The 22,196-nt window shown below is 63.3% G+C and carries 18 protein-coding genes; 5 read left to right on the top strand and 13 right to left on the bottom strand.

Annotated features, from left to right (window positions below; genetic code table 11):
• Positions 1 to 3: 3 nt before the first annotated feature.
• The 12 genes from AX702_RS08730 to AX702_RS08675 all read right to left on the bottom strand — a co-directional run bounded on the left by AX702_RS08730 (position 4) and on the right by AX702_RS08675 (position 12,855).
• A complete protein-coding gene (locus AX702_RS08730; RefSeq protein ID WP_066778560.1) occupies positions 4 to 645 on the bottom strand; it encodes an OmpH family outer membrane protein in 642 nt (213 codons plus the stop codon).
• Positions 645 to 3,311, bottom strand: a complete 2,667-nt coding sequence (gene bamA / locus AX702_RS08725; protein WP_082746150.1) for an outer membrane protein assembly factor BamA — start codon at positions 3,309 to 3,311, stop codon at positions 645 to 647. The genes AX702_RS08730 and bamA overlap by 1 nt, the downstream gene beginning before the upstream one ends.
• Positions 3,312 to 3,433: 122 nt before the next feature.
• Entirely contained in the window at positions 3,434 to 4,567 is a 1,134-nt protein-coding gene (locus AX702_RS08720) for a M50 family metallopeptidase (protein ID WP_066778559.1), read from the bottom strand.
• On the bottom strand, positions 4,564 to 5,721 hold the full coding sequence (locus AX702_RS08715; protein WP_066778557.1) for a 1-deoxy-D-xylulose-5-phosphate reductoisomerase: 1,158 nt from the start codon (positions 5,719 to 5,721) through the stop codon (positions 4,564 to 4,566). Before AX702_RS08715 ends, AX702_RS08720 begins: the two co-directional genes overlap by 4 nt.
• Positions 5,718 to 6,473, bottom strand: coding sequence for a phosphatidate cytidylyltransferase (locus AX702_RS08710; RefSeq protein WP_066778592.1), 756 nt, complete (start codon positions 6,471 to 6,473; stop codon positions 5,718 to 5,720). The genes AX702_RS08715 and AX702_RS08710 overlap by 4 nt, the downstream gene beginning before the upstream one ends.
• A gap of 47 nt (positions 6,474 to 6,520) precedes the next feature.
• A complete protein-coding gene (gene uppS, locus AX702_RS08705) occupies positions 6,521 to 7,237 on the bottom strand; it encodes a polyprenyl diphosphate synthase (RefSeq protein ID WP_066778555.1) in 717 nt (238 codons plus the stop codon).
• Positions 7,238 to 7,313: 76 nt separating this feature from the next.
• Entirely contained in the window at positions 7,314 to 7,871 is a 558-nt protein-coding gene (gene frr / locus AX702_RS08700) for a ribosome recycling factor (protein ID WP_066778552.1), read from the bottom strand.
• The gene (pyrH, locus tag AX702_RS08695; RefSeq protein WP_066778549.1) at positions 7,858 to 8,601 is read right to left on the bottom strand and encodes a UMP kinase; all 744 of its coding nucleotides are present in this window, start codon (positions 8,599 to 8,601) and stop codon (positions 7,858 to 7,860) included. Before pyrH ends, frr begins: the two co-directional genes overlap by 14 nt.
• 229 nt (positions 8,602 to 8,830) lie before the next feature.
• Positions 8,831 to 9,784: a translation elongation factor Ts gene (gene tsf / locus AX702_RS08690; RefSeq protein WP_066778547.1), complete on the bottom strand. Its 954-nt coding sequence runs from the start codon at positions 9,782 to 9,784 to the stop codon at positions 8,831 to 8,833.
• Between the two features lie 167 nt (positions 9,785 to 9,951).
• Positions 9,952 to 10,758 (bottom strand): 30S ribosomal protein S2, encoded by an 807-nt coding sequence (rpsB, locus tag AX702_RS08685; protein ID WP_066778545.1) that lies wholly within the window; start codon positions 10,756 to 10,758, stop codon positions 9,952 to 9,954.
• 499 nt (positions 10,759 to 11,257) lie between these two features.
• A complete protein-coding gene (locus tag AX702_RS08680) occupies positions 11,258 to 12,124 on the bottom strand; it encodes a CDP-alcohol phosphatidyltransferase family protein (protein WP_066778543.1) in 867 nt (288 codons plus the stop codon).
• A complete protein-coding gene (locus AX702_RS08675) occupies positions 12,121 to 12,855 on the bottom strand; it encodes a phosphatidylserine decarboxylase (RefSeq protein WP_066778540.1) in 735 nt (244 codons plus the stop codon). Before AX702_RS08675 ends, AX702_RS08680 begins: the two co-directional genes overlap by 4 nt.
• Before the next feature lie 115 nt (positions 12,856 to 12,970).
• Between AX702_RS08675 and AX702_RS08670 the strand changes: the two genes are divergently transcribed.
• From AX702_RS08670 to AX702_RS08650, 5 genes are all read left to right on the top strand, one after another.
• Positions 12,971 to 14,191 carry an NADP-dependent isocitrate dehydrogenase gene (locus AX702_RS08670; protein WP_066778538.1) on the top strand — a complete coding sequence of 407 codons (1,221 nt, stop codon included), beginning with the start codon at positions 12,971 to 12,973 and terminating at the stop codon, positions 14,189 to 14,191.
• On the top strand, positions 14,119 to 15,339 hold the full coding sequence (gene opgC / locus AX702_RS08665) for an OpgC domain-containing protein (RefSeq protein WP_082746147.1): 1,221 nt from the start codon (positions 14,119 to 14,121) through the stop codon (positions 15,337 to 15,339). Before AX702_RS08670 ends, opgC begins: the two co-directional genes overlap by 73 nt.
• Entirely contained in the window at positions 15,340 to 17,139 is a 1,800-nt protein-coding gene (locus AX702_RS08660; protein ID WP_066778534.1) for a cation:proton antiporter domain-containing protein, read from the top strand. It begins immediately after the preceding gene.
• A 35-nt stretch (positions 17,140 to 17,174) separates the two neighbouring features.
• Positions 17,175 to 18,344: a glycosyltransferase family 4 protein gene (locus tag AX702_RS08655; protein ID WP_066778532.1), complete on the top strand. Its 1,170-nt coding sequence runs from the start codon at positions 17,175 to 17,177 to the stop codon at positions 18,342 to 18,344.
• Positions 18,345 to 18,455: 111 nt separating this feature from the next.
• The gene (locus AX702_RS08650) at positions 18,456 to 19,061 is read left to right on the top strand and encodes a CC0125/CC1285 family lipoprotein (protein ID WP_231731786.1); all 606 of its coding nucleotides are present in this window, start codon (positions 18,456 to 18,458) and stop codon (positions 19,059 to 19,061) included.
• Between the two features lie 145 nt (positions 19,062 to 19,206).
• On the opposite strand, the gene secA is transcribed toward AX702_RS08650, so the two are convergent.
• Positions 19,207 to 21,942: a preprotein translocase subunit SecA gene (gene secA, locus AX702_RS08645; protein ID WP_066778531.1), complete on the bottom strand. Its 2,736-nt coding sequence runs from the start codon at positions 21,940 to 21,942 to the stop codon at positions 19,207 to 19,209.
• Positions 21,943 to 22,196: the final 254 nt, after the last annotated feature.

Here is a 22,196-nt window from a genome sequence, read left to right as displayed (position 1 = left end):
GGATCAGCGGCCCTGCGGCTGCGCGCGCTGCGCCGGCTGTGCCGCGGCAGCGGTCTGGCCCTGGCCACCCGGCTGCCAGTTTGCCGGCGGCGTGATGCCGACGCTGGGAACCAGCTTGTCGAGTTCAGCGGTGATCGACGAGGTGATGTCGGCTGCCGGCTGGGCGAACAGCGCGGCCTCCGGACGAAGCAGCAGCGTCACGTTGCGGGCACGCACGGCGGCCTGAACCGCGTCGGACAGCTTTGCGCTGATCTGCTCGATCGCATAGGTTTCCGCACGCTGCGCCGGCTGGGTCAGGCGGGCGAGTTCCTGCTGCGCGGCCTGCTGCTTGGTCTGAATCGCCTGTGCCTGCGGACGCAGCGATGCCTCGCTAGCACCCGGCGCGCGTGCCGCGGTCTGATATGCGGTCACGAGCGGCTGAAGCTCGGCCTGGATCGCCGTGCGGCGGGTGTTCGCCTGGTCGAGCTGCGCCTTGTACTGCGTCTGGATCTGCGAACGAGCCGCGGTCCACGCCTTGGAGCTGGCGACCGCCTGCTCCGGATTGGCAACAGCGATCCCGGACACCTGCGCCGTGGCGGTGCCGGCGGTGAAAGCGGCAGGAGCCGCAAGCGCTGCGGCGAGCAGCATGTGCTTGAACTTGGTCATCAGAACTGAGTCCCTACGTTGAAGGTGATAAGCTTGTCGTCGTCGCCTTCCTGCTTGATCAGGGCGCGCGCGATGTCGATGCGAAGCGGGCCGAACGGCGACGTCCAGTTGACACCGAAGCCGACCGACAATCGAGGCTTGGCCGAATTGCCGAGGAAGCTTTCCTTGAACGGCTGCGACGCAATCTGCGCCGTGTTCGGGATGATGCCGTTGCAAGCGCCGCTGCCGTCGGGAATGCCCGCCGCACAAGTGGTGGAGATCACACTACCCGCCGGGTTGGTGTAATAATAGAGCGGATTGCCCGCAGTGTCCGTCTGCGGGAGCGGCAGGTAGATCGTGTTCCCGTTCGCGTCGGTCGTCGTCGGGAACACGGCCGTGGGCTGCGGCCGGGTGATGTTGAACAGGCTGCCCGCCTGCACATAGACCGAAGGACGCAGACCAAGTTCCCGCGCGCCGGAGCCAAGCGGGATCTCCAGCTCGAGACGGCCGAGGTAATATGCGGTGCCACCAAGTGCGTCATCGACGATCTGATCGCGATCGGTGACGAGCACCTGGGCGCCGGTCGCATCGGTCGTGTAATATTGACGCAGCACGCGCGGGCCGACGCCGCGAATGTCGAAGCCGCGGAACTGCGGCTCGCCGAGGTAGAAGCGGTCGGTGATCCGGATCGGATCAACGCCATCCCTGGGGCTGTCTTCCAGTGGGTGGATGTACCCACCTTCGGCCAGGGCCGAGAGGATGAATCCGCCGCCAATGCCCCAATATTTCGCCGCATCGGCACGCGTGCGCAGATACTTCACGTCGCCGCCGAGACCTGCGAAATCCTGGCTGAAGGTGAAGCGCTGGCCCGACGACGGCCGCAGACGGCTGTTCAGGCTGTCGTAGATCAGCGAATAACCGACCGACGAGGTCAGGCGATTGCCGAGCGCGTCGCAGAGGTAGCGTCCGGCCAACAGCGGATCGCAGGCGCCGTCGCGGAAGAACTGGTCCTCGTCCAGGCTGACCTCGTCGTAGGAGAGGCCATAACGAGCGGAAAGCGACCAATATTCGGTCAGCGGCACGCCCGCGCGGACCTGGAAGCCGGTGGAAACCTGACTGTAGGTCGTTTCGCGATTGTTGTTGATGAAGTTGAACGCATTATAGTCGCGACGGAACACGTCGACGCCAACCGCGATGTTCTTGTCGAACAGATAAGGCTCGGTGAACCCTGCCTCCACCGACTTCGAATAACTCGAATAATTGACGCCGAAGCGAAGCTCCTGCCCCTTGCCGCGGAAGTTGCGCTGCGTGAGGTTGAACTGAAGGATGAAGCGCTCAAGGCTCGAGAAACCGGCCGACAGCTGAAGCTCGCCAGTGGCGCGCTCCTCTACATTGGCGCCCAGAACCACGCGGTCCGGACCCGAACCTGGCGTCTGCTTGATCTCGAACTTGTCCTGGAAATATCCCAGGCTGTTGATGCGATCCTGCGATCGGCGCACCTGGAAGCTGTTGAACGCATCGCCCTCCGCCAGGCGTATTTCGCGACGGATCACCTTGTCCTGCGTCTGCGTGTTGCCGGTGATGTCGATCCGCTCAACGTACGTCCGCTTCGCTTCCGCGATGTGGAAGTTGATGGACATGGTGAGCGCTTCGCGATCGCGCTGGAACTCGGGATTGATCTCGGTGAAGGCATAGCCGAACAGGCCGGTCGTCTGGCTGAGGCCATCGACCGTGTCTTCCACCAGCTTGGCGTTGTACCAATCGCCCTTCTTCACGGCGAGCGTCTTGGCCAGCGCCTTGTCGTCGAAGTCACGAATGTCGCTGTCGACCGTGACGTCACCGAACTTATAACGAGGCCCTTCCTCCACCACGTAGGTGATGATGAAGTCTTCCTTGTCCGGCGTCAGCTCGGCCACCGCGCTCGTCACGCGGAAGTCGGCATACCCCTCCGTCAGGTAGAACTGACGCAGCTTCTGCTGGTCATAGGCCAGTCGATCCTGATCATAGGTCGTGTTGGACGACAGGATGCGGAACAAGCGGGCCTGCTTGGTCGCCATCTGCTCGCGCAGCTTGTCGTCATCGAACACCTCGTTGCCGATGATGTTGATCTGGCGGACCTTGGACTTCGGGCCTTCGCTGATCTCGAACACCACATCGACGCGGTTCTGATCCAGCGACACCATCTTGGGCTCGACGCTGGCGGCGAAGCGACCCTGGCGGCGGTACAGCTCGACGATACGCGCGACGTCCTGACGCACGGCGGAGCGGGTGAAGACCTGGCGCGGCTTCAGCCGGATCTCCTTGGTGATCTTGTCCTCTTTCAGGCGCTTGTTGCCCTCGAGGATCACCCGGTTGATGATCGGGTTTTCGCGCACCCGCAGGATGATGTCACCCAATTCCGCGCCGGACACCGTGACGTCCGCGAACAGGTCGCTGGCGTAGAGATCCTTGATCGCCTGATCGAGCGTTTCGTTGGTGTACGTCTGGCCGACACGCAGCTTGGTATAGCTCAGCGCCGTGTCAGGCTCGATGCGCTGCGAACCCTCGACCCGCAACGACCGAATGGTTCGCTCGACCAACGGAGCGATCGCAGGCGCGGCCGGCGTCTGCTGCGTCTGCTGCTGTGCCGCCTGCTGCTGCGCCGCACGCTCCTGCGCTGCCGCCACCGACGGAACGCCAGCCAGCATCGTGCAGCCAAGCAGGAGCGCAGCCGCGCGCGGTCGAGCAAACGAAGTGTTCAATACAGTCACCAAATCCACCCCGGTAAGCCCAAACAAGCCCGTGAGCGCTGCGCCCTGCCCTTGAATCGTCAACCGATCAAGCGGGCGAGGCTGCGCCAAAGGCCGAAATTCCCAAGATCATTGAAGGTCACGAGCAGCATGAGGCCGAGGATGGCCGCAAGCCCGCCGCGAAACGCCCATTCCTGCGCTTCCGGGCCAACCGGCCGCCGGCGCAGCGCTTCGATCGCATAGAAGAGCAAGTGTCCGCCATCCAGCATGGGAACTGGCAGCAAGTTGATGAACCCCAGATTGATGGACACAAGCGCGATCAGAAACACGAAGGCTTCGGGGCCAAGCGTGATCTGCTCCCCCGACACCTTGGCAATCGAGAGCGGCCCGCCAAGCTCCTTCACCGAGCGACGGCCGGTGATGATTTGGCCAATCGTTTCCACCATCATGGACACGATCTCGCCCGTACGCTGGATCGCGACGCCCGGCGCCTCCGCGATGCTGACCGGCACGGTAACGCGCGCGCCGCGGGCGATCCCCAGCATCCCGATGCGATAGCTGTTGCCGAAGCGATCCGTCTGTTGCTGAACGCCGATGGTGACGGGTTTGGTCAGCCGCTCGGCGCCGCGCTGGAACGTCACCTGGGTCGCCTCACCCGGATGGATGCGCGTGTAGGAGAGCATGTCCTCGAAGATGGCGATGTCGCGATCGCCGAGCCGCATGATGCGGTCACCCGCCTGCAACCCCGCCCGCTCAGCCGCGCTCTCCTGCACCACCGTACCGACAATCGGTGGGGTTCGCGTATCGCCGAAGGCCACCGCAAAGCCGCCCAGGATGACGATTGCGATCATGAAGTTCACGATCGGCCCGGCCGCGACGATGATCGCCCGCTGCCACACCGGCTTTGCCTGAAAGGTCCGGTTGCGCTCCTCTGCCGGCAAGGCGAGCCATTCGGCCGAAGGCTGGCTTACGGCGTTCATGTCGCCGGCGAAGCGGACATAGCCGCCAAGCGGTAGCCATCCGATCTTCCACCGGGTGCCGCGCTTGTCCGTCCAGCCGGCGATCTCCCGGCCGAAGCCGATCGAGAAAGCGTCCGACTTCACCCCAAACCATCGGGCGGCCAGATAATGGCCCATCTCATGCACAAACACGAGCGGACCAATGACCAGCACGAAGGCAAGCAGCGTCAGCGGCAGGCCGGGAGTTTCGATCAAGCGACGCGATCCTTCACACGCTCTTCCGCCAAAGCTCTCGCCTCACGATCCACCTCGAGAACCTCGTCCAGTGACGAGGGAGCGGGTGGATTACAGCGATCCAACGTATCAGCGACGATTGCGGCAATTTCGAGGTAGCCGACGCGGCCCTTCAGAAAGGCGCCTACTGCCACTTCATTAGCGGCGTTCAGGATCGCCGGCCGTGCTCCGCCAGCCTCCAGGGCCTCGCGCGCCAGGCGCAACGCGGGGAAACGCGCCGGATCGGGCGCTTCGAAATCCAGGCGTCCGACACGCACAAGGTCGAGCCGCTCTCCCGGCGTCGCCATCCGATCCGGCCAGGCGAGCGCACAGGCGATCGGCGTGCGCATGTCCGGCGTACCGAGCTGGGCAAGCATGGAGCCATCGACATATTCAACCATCGAGTGGATGACTGACTGTCGATGCACGACGATCTCGATCTGGTCCGCTGAGACGGGGAACAGGTGAAAGGCCTCGATCAACTCGAGCCCCTTGTTCATCATAGTGGCTGAATCGACGGAGATCTTTGCCCCCATCGACCAGTTCGGATGCGCGACCGCCTGCGCCGGCGTGATCCCACGCATCTCATCCAGCGTACGATCACGAAACGGACCGCCACTGGCCGTTAGAATTATACGCGAGACACGATGCGAAAGCTGGGCGTCAAGACACTGGAATATCGCGCTATGTTCGCTGTCGACGGGGAGCAGGATAGCGCCGCTTTGCTGAACGGCGGCATTCATCACCTCTCCGGCGGAGACAAGTGCCTCCTTGTTGGCAAGCGCGAGTGTGCCGCCATTTTTCACCGCAGCCATGGCCGGTTTGAGCCCGGCGCATCCCACAATGGCCGCAACCGTAACATCTGCACCCAGTGCCGCTGCTTCGGTCACCGCTGCCTCTCCGCCGGCCGCTTCGATACCGCTTCCCGCGAGCGCCTCACGCAATGCGGGCAGGCAGCTTTCGTCCGCCACGACCGCCCGCTGCGCGCGTGTCCGCAGCGCAGCAGCGGCCAGCCGTGTCACGTCGCAATTTGCCGTGAGCGCCACGACGCGAAATGCCTCGGGCGAGCGTTCGACAAGGTCGAGCGTCGATGTACCGACCGAGCCGGTCGCGCCAAGTATCGTTACTGTTTTCATCGGAAAAGATATGGCGCCAATACGAGCAGGGCTGCGACGGGCGCGACCGGCACAACGCCGTCCAGCCGATCCAGAACGCCGCCGTGGCCTGGGAGAATGTTGCCCGAGTCCTTCACGCCAGCCTGCCGCTTCAACCAACTCTCATACAGGTCACCGCCCTGGGCCAGAACAGCCAACAGCGGCGTGCCAATCGTCATGCGCCACGGCAAACCATAGCGGACATGCAGCAGAAGCGCGAGCACGCTTGCCGCCGCGACGCCCCCGATCAGCCCGGCCCAGGTCTTATTGGGCGAAAGCTTCGGCGCCAGCTTCGGACCACCGATTGTCCGTCCCGCGAAGAACGCGCCGATGTCGGTCGCCCAGACGAGCGCCAATGCCCAAAAGGCGAAGAGCAGGCCTTCTTCCTGCCGGCGCAGGAAGACGAGCGCGAGTACGGGCAATCCGCAATAGACCACGCCCTTCCCCAACGCCGACCGGCCGGTGACGATCGCGACAAAGAAGGCCGCGCCGGCGATCAGCCCCAGCGAGAAGAAGTTGTGCTCTTCGAGCACCAGCGATGCGGGTGCCATGACGGCCAGCGGCACCGACAAGCCATATTGCGCAATGCGCTTATCCCGCGGCGCGACTTTCTGCAGGTCCGACCATTCCGCCATCATGAACAAGGCGATGACGACGGCCAGAAGCCAGAACGCAATGCCGCCAAACCAGAGCGCGGCGCTGGCCACTGCAATCATCGCCACGCTGGCGATCATCCGCAGGCGTAGGTTGGACGGCGTGCGGAACTTGGCGTCAGGCGGCGTCACAAGCCTCCGAACCGGCGATTGCGCGTGCCAAAGGCCGCTACTGCCTCGTCCAGATCGGCCTCGCCGAAATCCGGCCACAGCGTATCGACGAACAGCAATTCGGCATAAGCTGCCTGCCACAGAAGGAAGTTCGACAGGCGGTGCTCGCCCGACGTGCGAATGAGAAGATCGAGCGGCGGCATGTCCCGCGTCTCGAGTTCGCCCTCGATCGCCGCGGCATCGATCTGTTCAGGGGGCAGCCGTTCGGCCAGCCGGCGCACGGCACGGACGAGTTCCGCCTGTGCGCCATAGTTGAGCGCGATTGCCAGGATCGGCCCAGTGTTCGCCGAACAGCGTGCGACGGCATCATCGATCAGGGCAACCACGTCGCCGGGGAAACGGCGATAATCGCCAATGATCTTCAGGCGCACATTCTCTCGAACGAGCTCCGCGAGGTCGCTGCGGATGAACAGCCGCAGCAACCCCATCAGATCACCGATCTCTTCTTCAGGGCGGCGCCAATTCTCCGAAGAGAAAGCGTAGATCGTCAGCGCCTCGATCCCGATCGCGCGAGCATGGCGCGTGACGCGACGGACCGCATCGACGCCCGCCTTGTGCCCGGCCGCACGCGGCAGCAACCGCTTCTTCGCCCAGCGGCCATTGCCGTCCATGATGATGGCGACATGGCGCGGCAGGTTCAGCGCACGCGTCTGAAGGGCCGGCGCGCCGCTCATCGCACGCTCCTCGACAGGAATGGCGCGGCGCCCGCTGCTAGCAGCGTGCAAAGGCAGGAAACGGGAGTTCCCGAGCTCACTTGCCCAGGATTTCCTTTTCCTTAGCGTTGGCGGCCAAGTCGATGTCCGCGATCGTGGCGTCGGTCAGCTTCTGGACCTCAACTTCGTGACGCTTACGATCGTCCTCTCCGAAGACGCCCTTCTTTTCGTCGATCTTCAGGCTGTCCATGCCGTCTCGACGCACGTTGCGTACGGCAACCTTCGCCTTTTCGGCGTAGGAGCCGGCGAGCTTCGCGAGCTCCTTGCGGCGCTCTTCCGTGAGGTCCGGAATGGGCAGGCGCAGCGTTTGGCCGTCGTTGATCGGGTTCAGCCCGAGACCAGCGGAACGGATCGCCTTTTCGACGGGGCCGATGTTGCTCTTGTCCCAGACCTGCACCGACAGCATTCGCGGTTCGGGCGCGGAGACCGTCGCAACCTGGTTCAGCGGCATGTGCGCGCCATAAACTTCAACCGTTACCGGATCGAGCAGCGCAGTGGACGCGCGGCCGGTGCGAAGACCAGCCAGATCGCTCTTCAGCGATTCCACCGCTCCGGCCATACGGCGCTCCAAATCCGCCTTGTCATACGCGGGCATCGATCATCTCCTGTTCGTTCATGACGACCGTCGATACGCCCTCACCGCGAAGCACGTCAGCGAAATTGCCGTGTTCGCGGATGTTGAAAACGACGATCGGGATGTTCGAATCGCGGCATAGCGCCACGGCACTCGCATCCATAACCTTGAGGTTCTTTGACAGCACAGTGTCATAGGAAATCGTTTCATAGCGGGTCGCCCCGGCTACTTTCTTGGGATCCGCGTCATAGATGCCGTCGACGCTGGTCCCCTTGAACAGCGCATCGCAATTCATTTCGGCGGCACGCAGGGCGGCGCCACTGTCCGTCGTGAAGAAGGGCGAGCCAACTCCAGCCGCGAAGATCACCACCCGATCCTTCTCCAGATGGCGAACGGCGCGGCGGCGGATGAACGGTTCACACACCGACTGCATCGGAATGGCCGACTGGACCCGGGTATCGACGCCAATCTGCTCCAGCGCGTTTTGAACGGCGAGCGCGTTCATCACGGTCGCCAGCATGCCCATGTAATCCGCAGTCGCCCGCTCAAAGCCTTTGGCGGCAGCGGCGAGGCCACGGAAAATGTTGCCGCCACCAACGACGACACAAAGCTCATAGCCCTGGGCCTTTACGTCCGCGATCTCCTCCGCGACGCGCCCGGTCACGGCAGGATCGATGGCCAGGCCATCCGGTCCCATCAGAACTTCGCCCGAAAGCTTCAGGAGAATGCGTTTGTAACGAGGGCTGGTCATCGGATCCGATACGGCTGAGGTCGGGCGGCGGGACCTTAGGGAACCCCTTCAACTGCCGCAACCACTACGTGGCGGGCGGTGTCAGGTCCAAGCGCCGACCGTTAAACAAAAATCATCCCGGCCTCGTGCCTTCACCCCAGATCAAGGCGGTGCAAAGACCACCTTGGACCAGAGTTCCGGCGAGACCGGGATGACGATTTCAGAGCGACGCTGGCGCCGCCCGATCAGATCAGGCCGTCGGTTCGGCCTGCTTGTTCTGCGGAACGCCGGAGGCCGCGGCAACTTCAGCGGCGAAGTCGGACGCTTCCTTCTCGATCCCCTCGCCCAGCTGGAAGCGGACATAGTCCTTCAGCACGATCGGCGTACCGGCATCCTTGCCAGCCTTTGCCACGACGTCGCTGATCCGGGTCTTGCCGTCCATGACGAACAGCTGGCTGACCAGCGCGTGCTCCTTGCGGTACTTGGCGATCGAACCTTCGACCATCTTCGCGATGATATCGGCCGGCTTGCCGCTCTCACCAGCCTTTTCGGCGGCAATGGCACGCTCGCGCTCGATCTCGGCCTCGTCCAGATCTTCCTCGTTCAGCGCCTTGGGGAAGGCGGCTGCGACGTGCATGGCAAGCTGCTTGCCGAGACCCTGAAGCACCTCGTCCGAAGCCTCGCTCTCGAGTGCCACGAGCACGCCGATCTTGCCGAGACCCGGCGCCTGCTGATTGTGGACATAGCCCACGACAGCGCCCTTCGACACTTCGAGACGCTTTGAGCGACGCAGCGACTGATTTTCACCGATGGTGGCGATGTTCTTGGTCAGCACTTCCTCGACGGTCGTGCCCGACGGCATCGCTTCAGCCTTCAGCGCGTCGACATCACCGCCGGTCGCAAGAGCGATCTGAGTCACCTCACGGACGAACTGCTGAAACTGATCGTTCTTGGCGACGAAGTCGGTTTCCGAGTTCACCTCGACCGCCGCACCCTTGGTGCCGCTGGTCGCGATGCCCACCAGGCCCTCAGCCGCGGTGCGGCTGGACTTCTTGGCGGCGGCCGCAAGGCCCTTGGTGCGCAGCCAGTCGAGCGCGGCGTCCATGTCGCCGCCCGTTTCGTTCAGCGCCTTCTTGCAGTCCATCATGCCTGCGCCGCTCTTCTCGCGCAGGTCCTTGACCATCGCTGCCGTGATATCGGCCATCGTACAATCCTTCCTGTGGATCCGGTGAGGTGGGATCAGCCCGTATGAAAACCGCGCGTGCCGAGCCTACCGAAGTACCGCCCTTCTCTCCGCGTCATTGCAGGAAAGAGACAGTGCTTCGACAAACTCGGCACGAATAAGGTGACTGGCTTGTCGAAGCCGCAGTCTTACGCGTCGATCTGGCGCGATTCCTCTGCACCTGCCTCGGCGACGACCGGGTCGCTGCCCAGCGCTTCCTCGGCAGGCGGCTCGGCCATTGCACCGAAGTCGACACCACCGCGGCGCTGCTGCTCCGCATTACCACGGGTCGCGGCAATCGCCACGGCTTCGCAATAGAGCCAGATCGCGCGGCTGGCGTCGTCGTTCGCGGGAACCGGGAACGCGATACCGTCCGGCGAAACGTTGGAGTCGAGGATCGCCACAACCGGGATGCCGAGCGTGTTGGCTTCCTTGATCGCCAGCTCTTCCTTGTTCGCGTCGATCACGAACATGATGTCGGGAATGCCGCCCATGTCGCGGATGCCGCCCAGGCTCATCTCGAGCTTGTCGCGCTCGCGTGTCAGCTGGAGAACTTCCTTCTTGGTGAGGCCGGCGGTGTTGCCCGACAGCTGCTCTTCCAGGGCCTTCAGGCGCTTGATCGAGTTGGAGATCGTCTTCCAGTTGGTGAGCATGCCGCCCAGCCAGCGATGGTTGACGAAGTGCTGGCCCGCACGACGCGCCGCATCAGCGACCGGCTCCTGCGCCTGACGCTTGGTGCCGACGAACAGCACCTTGCCGCCCGAGGCGACAGTGGAGCTGATGAACTCGAGCGCGCGCGCAAAGAGCGGAACGGTCTGCGACAGGTCGATGATGTGGACACCGTTGCGCTCGCCGAAGAGATACGGCTTCATCTTCGGGTTCCAGCGGTGGGTCTGGTGGCCGAAGTGCGCGCCGGTTTCGATAAGCTGCTGCATCGTGACGACAGGAGCCGCCATAGTCTTTATTCCTTCCGGTTAGGCCTCTGGGAAGCGGATGGCGCGAGCCTGAAAGGCCAGCGCACCGGTGGTTTATACTTCCCATGCGGAGTTGAGGCCCGCGCCCTTACAGGAATGCCTCAAGCCGGGCAAGCGCAACCTGCCCTCTTGACCCGCGCGAACATACATGGAACAAGCGTCGGAACAGAAGGGGAACCGGTCGAACAAACACCTGGTTAAGCCTGTTTTCTCCAGCAAATACCGCCACGTAGATGGCGGAGTTGGAACGACGGGCGTTTTCAGCGGTTTGCGCGTAATGGTTCGCAAGTGCCATGGAGGCATATCATGATGGCGATTGTGAGTTTCGCAGTTTTTGCCGGTGCGTTCGCAGCTTCAGCCTATGCTCTTGCGACCACGATTGGGCCGCGCGTTGACCGGATCATCGACGCCTTGTGCAAACGACCGGCCGCCGATCGCCAGCCTCTCGCAGCGTTGGTTCGGGCCGAACAGCGAATCGCCGTCAGGCGGTGGGCGGCGCAGGCACGACCGGCGCCTGCATACCGGCCGCGCGCAGCCGCTTGACCCGCGCGTAGCTGGCGATGCTGAACGGCAGCGCCAGCAGATAGGCGATCCCCAGCACGCTAACCGTATGCCAGGGCGCAGTCACGGCAGCAGCGGCAACGATCACGACCAGCGCCAGCGCTTCAAAGCGGATGTTGCGGCGCAAGCGTAGTGAAGCCCATGACCAGGTCGCGAGGCTGGACACCATCAGCAAGGCGGCGAGCACCGTCCAAGGCGCCACGATATAGGGCGAGCGGAGCACCGGCTCCTCGGTCCAGAACCACAGGAACATCGGAAGCAGGGCAAGCCCCGCGCCAGCCGGCGCCGGGACGCCGGTGAGGAAGCCGGCGGACTTGTGCGGCTGATCGTCGGCATCAATGTTAGCGTTGAATCGGGCAAGGCGCAGCGCCGCGAACACCGCCAGCATCAGGGCCGCCATCCATCCGAACCGTGGCAGCGATGACAGCGACCAAAGGTACAGGATCAAGGCAGGCGAGACCCCGAAGGAAATGGCGTCCGCCAGCGAGTCCAGCTCGGCCCCGAAGCGGCTTTCCCCATGCAGCAGCCGCGCGATGCGGCCGTCAATCCCGTCGAGCAGCCCAGCGATGAGGACGAAGGCGACTGCAAGCTGCCAGTGAGTGGCGACCCGATCCGCCAAGGTGGCAAGCTCTGCCCCGCGCAGTAAAGGCAGATCGTTTTCCATCATGCGCGCCTTGACGGCGAACTGCACGCCGCTGAGGCCGGAGCAAAGCGCGAGCGCCGTGATCGCGTTGGGAGCGACCGCGCGGAGCGGAAGCCCCCGTCGCGGACGGATCGGGCGCCTCACTGAGCGACGCCCGTGGCCGGAACGGCTCCGGCGCGTGCCAGGACCGTTTCGCCAGCGATCGCGCGCTGACCGAGGGCAACCTGCGGCGCATAGCCGGCGGGAAGATACACGTCGACGCGGCTGCCGAAGCGGATCAGCCCCACGCGCTGACCGGCGGCGACCATGTCTCCGACCTTCACGAACCCCATGATGCGCCGCGCCACCAGACCGGCAATCTGGGTGAAGCCGACCTTTCGGCCGTCATGACCTTCAACAACGAAATGCTGGCGCTCGTTTTCCTCCGACGCCTTATCGAGATCGGCATTGAGGAACTTGCCCGAGATATAGACGACCTGCCGGATCGTTCCTGCAATCGGCGAGCGGTTGATGTGAACGTCAAACACACTCATGAACACCGACACGCGGGTGAGATGGGTGGCGCCCAGATCCGCTGCGAGTTCGCGCGGGACCGGCACCTCGGCGATCATCGTTACCAGACCGTCGGCTGGAGAGACGATCAGATCTTCCCCGCGCGGCGTGGTGCGGATCGGATCGCGAAAGAAGGCGGCGACCCAGATGGTGATTCCCAGCAAGGGCCAGAAGAAGACGTTGTGGACGATGGTCATCAGCAGCGTGATGCCGAAGGCGATGGCAGTGAATTTCTGCCCCTCCGGATGAACGGCGGGGAAGCGCCACTTGACGGTGGTGGTGACGGGCAGACCCTGTTCTTCGGGTTTCGGTAGTGAAGGCATGTGGCCTCGTGTAGCGGGGGGAGCCGATGCGCACAACGCAGGCGCACCGATGGTTGATCCCCCGCCCCCTTACCCGTATCGACCGCGCCAGACCCTCCCTTAAAGGAAACGGACAATGGCGAAGATCAAGGTGAAAACGCCCGTCGTGGAGATCGACGGCGACGAAATGACGCGGATCATCTGGGAATGGATCCGTGAGCGCCTGATCAAGCCGTATCTCGATATCGAGCTCGACTATTACGACCTCGGCATGGAGCATCGCGACAACACCGACGACAAGGTGACGACCGACAGCGCCAAGGCCATCCAGAAGTATGGCGTGGGCGTGAAGTGCGCGACGATCACCCCTGACGAAGCGCGCGTCGAGGAATTCGGCCTCAAGAAGATGTGGAAGTCGCCCAACGGCACGATCCGCAACATCCTGGGCGGCGTCGTGTTCCGCGAGCCGATCGTGATCAAGAACGTTCCCCGCCTGATTCCGGGCTGGACGCACCCGATCGTCGTCGGCCGTCACGCGTTCGGCGACCAGTATCGCGCGACCGACTTCAAGGTGCCGGGCGCCGGCAAGCTGACCATGAAGTGGACGGGCGAAGACGGTCAGGAGATCGAGCATGAGGTGTTCGATTTCCCGGGCGCCGGCGTCGCGATGGGCATGTACAACCTGGACGAGTCGATCCGCGATTTCGCGCGCGCCTCGCTGAACTATGGAATCAACCGCAACTGGCCGGTGTACCTCTCGACCAAGAACACGATCCTGAAGGCCTATGACGGCCGCTTTAAGGACATCTTTGCCGAGGTGTACGAGGCCGAGTTCGTCGAGAAGTTCAAGGAACTGGGCATCGTTTACGAGCACCGCCTGATCGACGACATGGTCGCATCGGCGCTGAAGTGGAACGGCGAGTTCGTCTGGGCCTGCAAGAACTATGACGGCGACGTGCAGTCCGACCAGGTCGCGCAGGGCTTTGGTTCGCTGGGTCTCATGACCTCCGTGCTGATGACGCCCGATGGCAAGACGATCGAGGCGGAAGCGGCGCACGGCACCGTTACGCGCCACTATCGCCAGCACCAGCAGGGCAAGGCGACGTCGACAAATCCGATCGCGTCGATCTTCGCCTGGACCGGTGGCCTCAAGTTCCGCGGCAAGTTCGACGGCACGCCCGACGTGACGCGCTTCGCCGAAACACTGGAGCAGGTCTGCATCGAGACGGTCGAAAACGGCGACATGACCAAGGATCTCGCGATCCTGATCGGGCCGGACCAGAAGTGGATGACGACCGAGCAGTTCTTCGAAGCGGTTCGCGTCAATCTCGAGAACAAGATGGCGAGCTGGGCATAAGCTCGGTCTCGTCAAACAACGGAGGTCCCGGCATCGCGCCGGGACCGACCATTGCCCGCGAGCCGCGCATCGACATCCTTCGCGGATGCGCGCTCGTTACCATCGTCGTGAACCACCTGAGCCAGATCGCCGAGGCTGGCGGGATCACGACATGGCTCGTTCCGACACCCACTCGCTACGGCTATTCCACCGCCGCGGAACTATTCGTCATTCTGTCGGGCTATATGGTTGGGCTGGTTTATCTCGCACGACCTAGCCCTGCCCGCGCCGTGCTGCGTCGTGCGGCAACCTTGTGGGTCTATAATCTCGCGCTGCTCGCCGTGATCGCCCCGCTTGTGCTCGTCATGAGCCCGGCCGAGCTGGTTTTCTGGCGCTTGAGCGAGCTTGCCGATCATCCCGGCAAGGTGATCTTCCGCATGGCAACGCTTCAGGCCGCGCCGCGGCTGCTCGACATTCTGCTTCTCTACGTGACCTTGATGCTAAGTGCGCCGGTGGCGATCGCCATCCACCGACGATCGCCCACTGCCATGATCGCCGTGTCCATTGCGCTATATGTCGCCGCGCAGATCTTCACGATCGCTCACGTCTCTGCATCCCCAACAGCGACGGACGATGGCATTCTGAAGCTGCTGAGCTGGCAGATATTGTTCTTCGTGCCCATGGCGCTTGGCGCGAGAAAGGTCCACGTCGGCCTGTTCTTTTGGTTAGAGCGCAAACGCGCCCCGCTGATCGCATTCGTGTCCATCTTTCTGATCGCAGCGGCAGCGAAGGTAACCGAATATGCGCTGCCGGCCTGGCTGATGCCGCGTTACGGCCTGCATGTTCTTCGGCTGGGGCACGCCATCCTCGTGCTGATGCTCTATGCTGCACTCCTCGCAGCGGCCGGTCCGCTCCTTCGTGCGGCGCCGATGAGGGTTCTGGGCACGATCGGCCGCCACAGTCTGGACTGTTTCGCCGCAGGCGTCGTGGTGACCTATGTTTTCGGAGTCGCCTGGAATCGCGGAGGTGGCGGTTATCTCTCGTATTATCTGATGATCGTCGCGGCAATCGTCGTGACAGCGCTGGTCGGGTGGTATCGTGAGGAACAAAGGACCGGCCGAACGACAAGCGTTGCTGACAATCGGGTTGGATCGGGGCAAGGGAACTGAATGGCGATTGGTCTTGAGAATCCGCAATTTTCTGATGCACTAGTGATCCTCGGCGCTGCCGGCCTCGTCATTCCCGCCTTTGCCCGTTTCCGCATCAGCCCGGTAATCGGCTTCATCCTCGTCGGCCTGCTTGTCGGTCCTGCGGGCCTTGGCAGCCAGGTGGAACGCGCGCCGTGGCTCTATTACCTGACCATCTCGAACCCGGAGTCGATCGAACCCTTTGCAGAGTTCGGCATCGTTCTGCTGCTCTTCTCCATCGGGCTTGAGCTGTCGTTCCGGCGCTTGTGGGCGATGCGCCGACTGGTGTTCGGCATCGGGCCGGCGGAGTTGCTGGGCTCGGCATTGCTGATCGGCACGGCGCTGCACCTGCTGGGTCAGGGCTGGCCGGGTGCGATCGGGCTCGGTCTCGCATTGGCGCTCTCATCCACTGCCTTGGTGCTTCCACTCGTGGGCACAACTAGCGCGGTAGGCCGGGGCGCCTTCGCCATGCTCTTGTTCGAAGACCTCGCGCTGGTGCCCATCATCTTTGCTCTCGGCGCGCTGGCGCCCTCAGCGGGGGATGGCGGGTTCGGCAACATCGGCATGGTGGCCTTGCGCGGCGGGATCACAGTGGTGGCGATCTACATCGGCGGTCGCATGGTCCTGCCGAGGTTGTTCGCTCAGGCCGCCCGAACGAAGAGCCCCGAGCTGTTTCTTGCCGCTTCGCTGCTGGTCGTCATCGTGGCGAGCGTTGCGACCACGGCCGCCGGCCTGTCGCCGATCGTCGGTGCGCTTCTTGCCGGACTGTTGATCGCTGAAACCGAGTATCACACCGAAGTCGAGGTGATCACTGCGCCCTTCAAGGGCCTCGCGCTGGGCGTTTTTCTGATCAGCGTCGGTATGAGCCTCGACCTCAGGTTGATCGCGAAGAACTGGACGGACCTGCTGCTCGCCGTAGCGGGCGTGGTCGCGGTGAAGACGGTGGTCACGTACCTTTTCCTGCGCATCGCCAATGCCCGCCGTGGCGTAGCCGCGGAAACAGGCCTGCTTATGGGCAGCCCGTCGGAAACCACGCTGATCGTGCTCGCCACGGCCGCTCAGGCCCAGCTCATCCAGGCATCCACGGCGGCATTCTGGCAGACCGTCACCGCGATCGGGCTGACCATCACGCCGGTTCTTGCCAAAACGGGCAGCGCTATTTCCAAGCGAATCGAGGGCGGAGACGACGTCTCGGCCGGACCGCCCGACGACGGGAAACACACCGTGATCATTGGTTTTGGGCGGGTTAGCCGGATGGTCGCAGAACTGCTGGACGTGCACCAGCAGCCCTATGTGGCGGTGGAGGCCGACATCGACGTCGTGAAGACGGCACGGCTAAGCGGACGATCGGTGATTTATGGCGATGTGATCCGTCCGCAACTGGTGGACAGGCTGAACCTTCCGGCGGCGCGGGCACTGGTGCTGACGATGGACGACCCCGTGCTTACCGTGCGACTTGCCCGCCGTGTACGGGCGCTCGCACCCGACCTGCCGATCATCGCGCGCGCCCGCGATGCAGCGCATGCGGCAGAGCTCTACCGCGCCGGGGTGACTGACGCCGTGCCGGAGACGCTGGAGAGTTCACTGCAGCTTTCGGAGGCGGTGCTGGTCGATCTCGGCGTCGCTATGGGTCCGGTCATCGCCTCCATCCATGAAAAGCGCGACGAGCTTCGCCAGACGATCCGTCAGCAATCGAAGCTTAGCCGCGAGCCGCGCATCCGGCGCGTGCCGCGCCAGAGCGAGATTGCTGCGCGCGAAGAATCTAATGGACGATCTGCCTAGCGATCGCCGCAATCGATTGTTACTCGGCCACGATCATGCAGCCGTCGGACCTTCGTGTCGCATTATTCAGCGGCAACTATAATTACACGCGAGACGGCGCGAATCAGGCGCTCAATCTGCTGGTCGGTCACCTTCTCAGCCGCGGCGTGCACGTGCGGGTCTATTCGCCAACGGTGTCGCAGCCGGCTTTTCCGGCCACTGGCGACCTTGTTGACGTTCCCGCCATACCGCTGCCGGGCGAACGCGGAGAATATCGGCTGGCGCGCGGCCTGCCCGCAAAGGTGCGCCGCGACTTGGCAACGTTCGCACCGAACCTGATCCACGTATCGGCGCCGGATATTCTCGGTCATCGTGCTGTCAGCTACGCACGGCGCCATAGCATCGCCCGTGTGGCGTCGCTTCACACGCGCTTCGAAACATACCCCCGTTATTACGGGATGGCGTTCATCGAGCCTCTTTTTGAACGCATGCTTGCCCGCTTCTACGACCGTGTCGATCGGGTACTGGTCCCAGGGCCGCTGATCGGTGAGATCCTGCACGACTGGGGGGTGCAAACGCCGACAACCGTCTGGTCTCGCGGCGTCAACCACGACCGCTTCTCGCCAGGGCGCCGCGATCTTGCGTGGCGGCGACAGCTGGGCATCGCCGATCATGAGGTGGCGATCGGTTTTCTTGGCAGGCTGGTGAAGGAGAAGGGGCTCGACGTCTTTGCCGCGGTGGCGGCCGAGCTGAAGCGGCGCAACGTCTCGCACCGCGTTCTCGTCATCGGTGAAGGGCCAGCGCGGGACTGGTTTGCGGCGCAGGTTCCGGACGCGGCCTTCGCTGGCTTTCAGACCGGCGACGAGCTTGGCCGCGCCGTTGCTTCCATGGACATATTCTTCAATCCGAGCGTCACCGAGACTTTCGGAAACGTGACCCTGGAGGCGATGGCGGCGGGCGTGCCGGTTGTCGCAGCCAGGGCATCCGGCGCGGTCGGGCTGGTGGATGATGAAGTCACGGGCTTCCTTGTCGAACCTCGGGATATCGCCGGCTATGCGGACGCGCTGACGACGCTGATCGTGGATCCGGAGCGGCGGAAGAAGATCGGCCGAGCAGGGAATGCGAAGGCCTCAACCTACCGCTGGGACGTCATCAACGAGGCGGTCCTGCAGACCTATTTGCGAGATGCAGTGGCCGGCGAGCGCTGTAGCGGCTCCGGCTCGTAGCGCGAGCGACGGAGCGGTAGATTTCGGAGCCAATCCGTTCATCGGACGTTCCGTCACCAACAGCTAAAAGCGATCTACTCCGCCGTTCCGGCGGATCTCGGAGACGTCATAATGAGAATTTTGCGTACCGGCCGCAGCCTGCTGATGGCCACGGCCGTTTCTGGTGCATTGCTGGTGGCGGGGTGCGCGACGGAAACGCCGTATCGTCCCGCAACCGGATCGGGTTTCTACCGTACGGGTTTCAGCGAGCGCCAAGTTGAAGCCAATCGCTTCCTCGTGAACTTTGCGGGCAACACCGTCACTGATCGCGACACGGTGGAACGCTACCTGCTGTTCCGCGCCGCAGAGCTGACGCTTCAGAACGGTTTCGACTATTTCGTGACTGTCGATCGGCAGACCGACCGCCAGGCACGGACCTATTCCACCCCCGGCGCCGGATTTGGCCCAGGCTGGGGCTATGGCGGCTGGGGCGGATATTGGGGCCCGTCGTGGCGCTTCTACGGCCGGCCTTGGGGCGGCTGGGGCGGCTGGGGCCCATGGGGCGGCGGCTTCAACGACTTCGATGTTCGAACCGTGGATCGCTACGAAGCCTCTGCCGAGATCCTGATGGGCAAGGGCGCCCCGCCCGCTGGCGAGGTTCGCGCTTTCAACGCCCGCGATGTGGTGGAGCGGCTTGGCCCCACGATAATCCTGCCGGAACAGCAACGCCGCCGCTGATCTGCGCATTTAAGGAGAAGCCCTCGCCAGCTCGGCGAGGGTTTTTCGTACTCAGTTCAGTGCGTTGCGGGAAACAGCCGCTACTTATCATGAAGATCGTCGCGCCGGCATGATCAGCCACCGGCGCGCCGCCCTGCCCGTTCGATCAGACGGCGCCGTGGCAATGCTTGTACTTGCGCCCTGAACCGCATGGGCACGGAGAGTTACGGCTCACCTGACCGCGCCAGTTCTCCGGATCCTCCCCAAGTTCCGCGGCCGACGGCTGCGGGATCTGCATCGGCGGAACCTGGGTCTGAATGAGGCCAAGCGTGCCGCCATCGACATCGGCGGAATTATCCTCACCTGAGAACGGGTCAAAGTGGGTGGTGATAAAGTCCGGCAGATCGGGAAGCGGCGGCGGCGCCTGCAGCTGGAATTGTGCAAACGCGATCGTCTTCGTCACATCCTCCCGGATGTTATCGAGCATGCGTTGGAAGAGCGCGAAGGCCTCCTGCTTATATTCGTTGATCGGCGTCTTCTGAGCATAAGCACGCAGGTGAACCACCTGCCGCAACGCATCGAGCGTGGCCAGATGCTCCTTCCAGTGATGATCCAGGTTCTGGAGCAGAATGGACTTTTCGACCTGCGTCCAGGTCTCCGGCTCCAGTTCGGCCGCCTTGGCGGCTACCATGGTGTCGGCTTCGACGCGCACGCGCTCCGTCACCATCTCCGGGTCAATGGCGTCTTCCTTCAGCCAATCGTCGATCGCGGGCTGCACGTTGAGCACATCGGCGAGACGCGCCTTCATTCCCTCGACGTCCCATTGCTCCGGATAGGAGCCGACCGGGCAAGCCTCGCCGACAATCGTGTTGACGGTCTCGGCTCGCATGTCCTCCACCACGTCGCCTACGGTGTCAGCGTCCATGATGTCGGCGCGCTGCTCGTAAATGACCTTCCGCTGATCGTTCATCACGTCATCATATTCGACGACCTGCTTACGGATGTCGTAGTTGCGCGCCTCAACCTTCTTCTGCGCGGTCTCGATCGCCTTGGTCAGCCACTTGCTGCCGATCGCCTCACCATCCTCGATGTTGTTGCGCATCATGCGCGCGAACAGCGTATCCGGACCAAAGATGCGCAGCAGATCGTCGTCCAGGCTGAGGTAGAAGCGGCTGAGCCCAGGGTCGCCCTGACGGCCGGAACGGCCGCGCAGCTGATTGTCGATGCGCCGGCTTTCGTGCCGTTCGGTACCTAGCACGAAGAGGCCGCCTGCCTCGAGCACTCGGGCCTTTTCCGCCGCGATCTCCGCCTTGATCTGTTCAACCGCCGCGACGCGCTCCGGTCCCTCGGGCATGCCCGCCAGTTCGTCCTCGACGCGGAATTCCAGATTGCCGCCGAGCTGAATGTCGGTACCGCGGCCGGCCATGTTGGTGGCGATGGTCACCGCACCCAGGCGACCCGCCTGCGCCACGATATGCGCTTCCTGCTCGTGATAGCGAGCATTCAGCACCGAATGGTCGACACCCTCCTGCCGCAGGAAATCGCTGAGCAGTTCCGACTTCTCGATCGACACGGTGCCGACGAGCACCGGCTGCCCCTTCTCGGCATGTTCACGGATCCGCTTGGCGATTGCACGGAACTTGTCGTGCGTGTCCTTGTAGAACTCATCCTCCTCGTCGATCCGCCGAATGGGATTGTTCGTGGGAATGGTGACAACGTTCATCTTGTAGATGTCGAAGAACTCCGCCGCTTCGGTGGCGGCGGTGCCGGTCATGCCAGCAAGCTTCGGGTACATACGGAAATAATTTTGGAAGGTGATCGAAGCCATGGTCTGGTTCTCGGGCTCGATCTGCACCCCTTCCTTCGCCTCGACGGCTTGGTGGAGGCCATCCGACCAGCGCCGGCCGTCCATCATACGGCCGGTGAACTCGTCGATGATGACAACCTTGCCATCCTTCACGATATAGTCGGTGTCACGCTTGAACATCACGTTCGCCCGCAGCGCCTGGTTCAGGTGGTGCACCACCTGGGTGTTCTCGAAATCGTAGAGGTTTGCGCCTTCGAGGAGACCGGCGGCTTCGAGCAGGCGCTCGATCCGCTCCGTTCCTTCTTCCGTCAGGACGATGGTCTTCTGCTTCTCGTCCTTCTCGTAATCGTCGGGGGTGATCTGCTTCACCACCGCATCGACCTTCATGTAGAGATCGCTCTTGTCGTCGGTTGGCCCGGAGATGATCAGCGGCGTCCGCGCCTCGTCGATCAGCACCGAATCGACCTCATCGACGATCGCCATCGCGAACGGGCGCTGCACCATCGACGCACGGTCGTACTTCATATTGTCGCGCAGATAGTCGAACCCGAACTCGTTATTCGTGCCGTAGGTGATGTCCGCTGCATAGGCCTGGCGACGCTGTTCGTCGCTGAGGTTCGGGACGATCACGCCAACGGTAAGGCCAAGAAAGCGATACACCCGGCCCATCCAGTCTGCGTCGCGCGCGGCCAGATAGTCGTTCACGGTGATGACGTGCACACCATCGCCCGGAAGCGCATTGAGATAGGTCGCGAGGGTCGCCACCAGCGTCTTGCCCTCACCGGTGCGCATCTCGGCGATTTCGCCGCGATGAAGCACGATGCCGCCGATCATCTGAACGTCGTAGTGTCGCTGCCCAAGCACGCGCTTCGCGGCCTCGCGGACGGAGGCGAACGCTTCGGGAAGAAGCGCATCCAGCTTCTCGCCATTGGCCAGACGCTCACGGAAAAGCACCGTCTGGTTGGCGAGGGTGGCGTCGTCCATCGCCTGCAGAGACGGCTCAAAAGAGGCGATCTTGGCGAGGACGGGATTGAGCGAGCGGACGTAGCGATCGTTGGACGAGCCGAAGAGCGACTTGGCGATGTTGCCGAACATGGGGGAAATCCTGATATCGATGCGGCGCGGCAGCGAAGCGGCCGCGCGCCAGAGAAAGCGGTGCTGTTCCGACAGGGTCGGTCGGGCGAAACCTATTCCCGCCGGCGGGTGGCAAACGCCGGCTCACTCCGCATCAGCGAAAATGTGACCTCGACATCGGCTGCTGCAGCTTGAACCAGTGAGCTCACAGCAGCCTTCGGCCGTAGAGCCGCGACGCGGGGCGCGGTTGCGACACTCGCAGCGGCAATTGCACC

Origin of the sequence: Sphingomonas sp. CCH5-D11 (assembly GCF_001557395.1) — a bacterium.
Taxonomy (GTDB): Bacteria; Pseudomonadota; Alphaproteobacteria; order Sphingomonadales; family Sphingomonadaceae; genus Sphingomonas.
The sequence above is the reverse complement of the archived record's forward strand: the minus strand, read 5'-3'. Positions and strand labels throughout refer to the sequence as shown.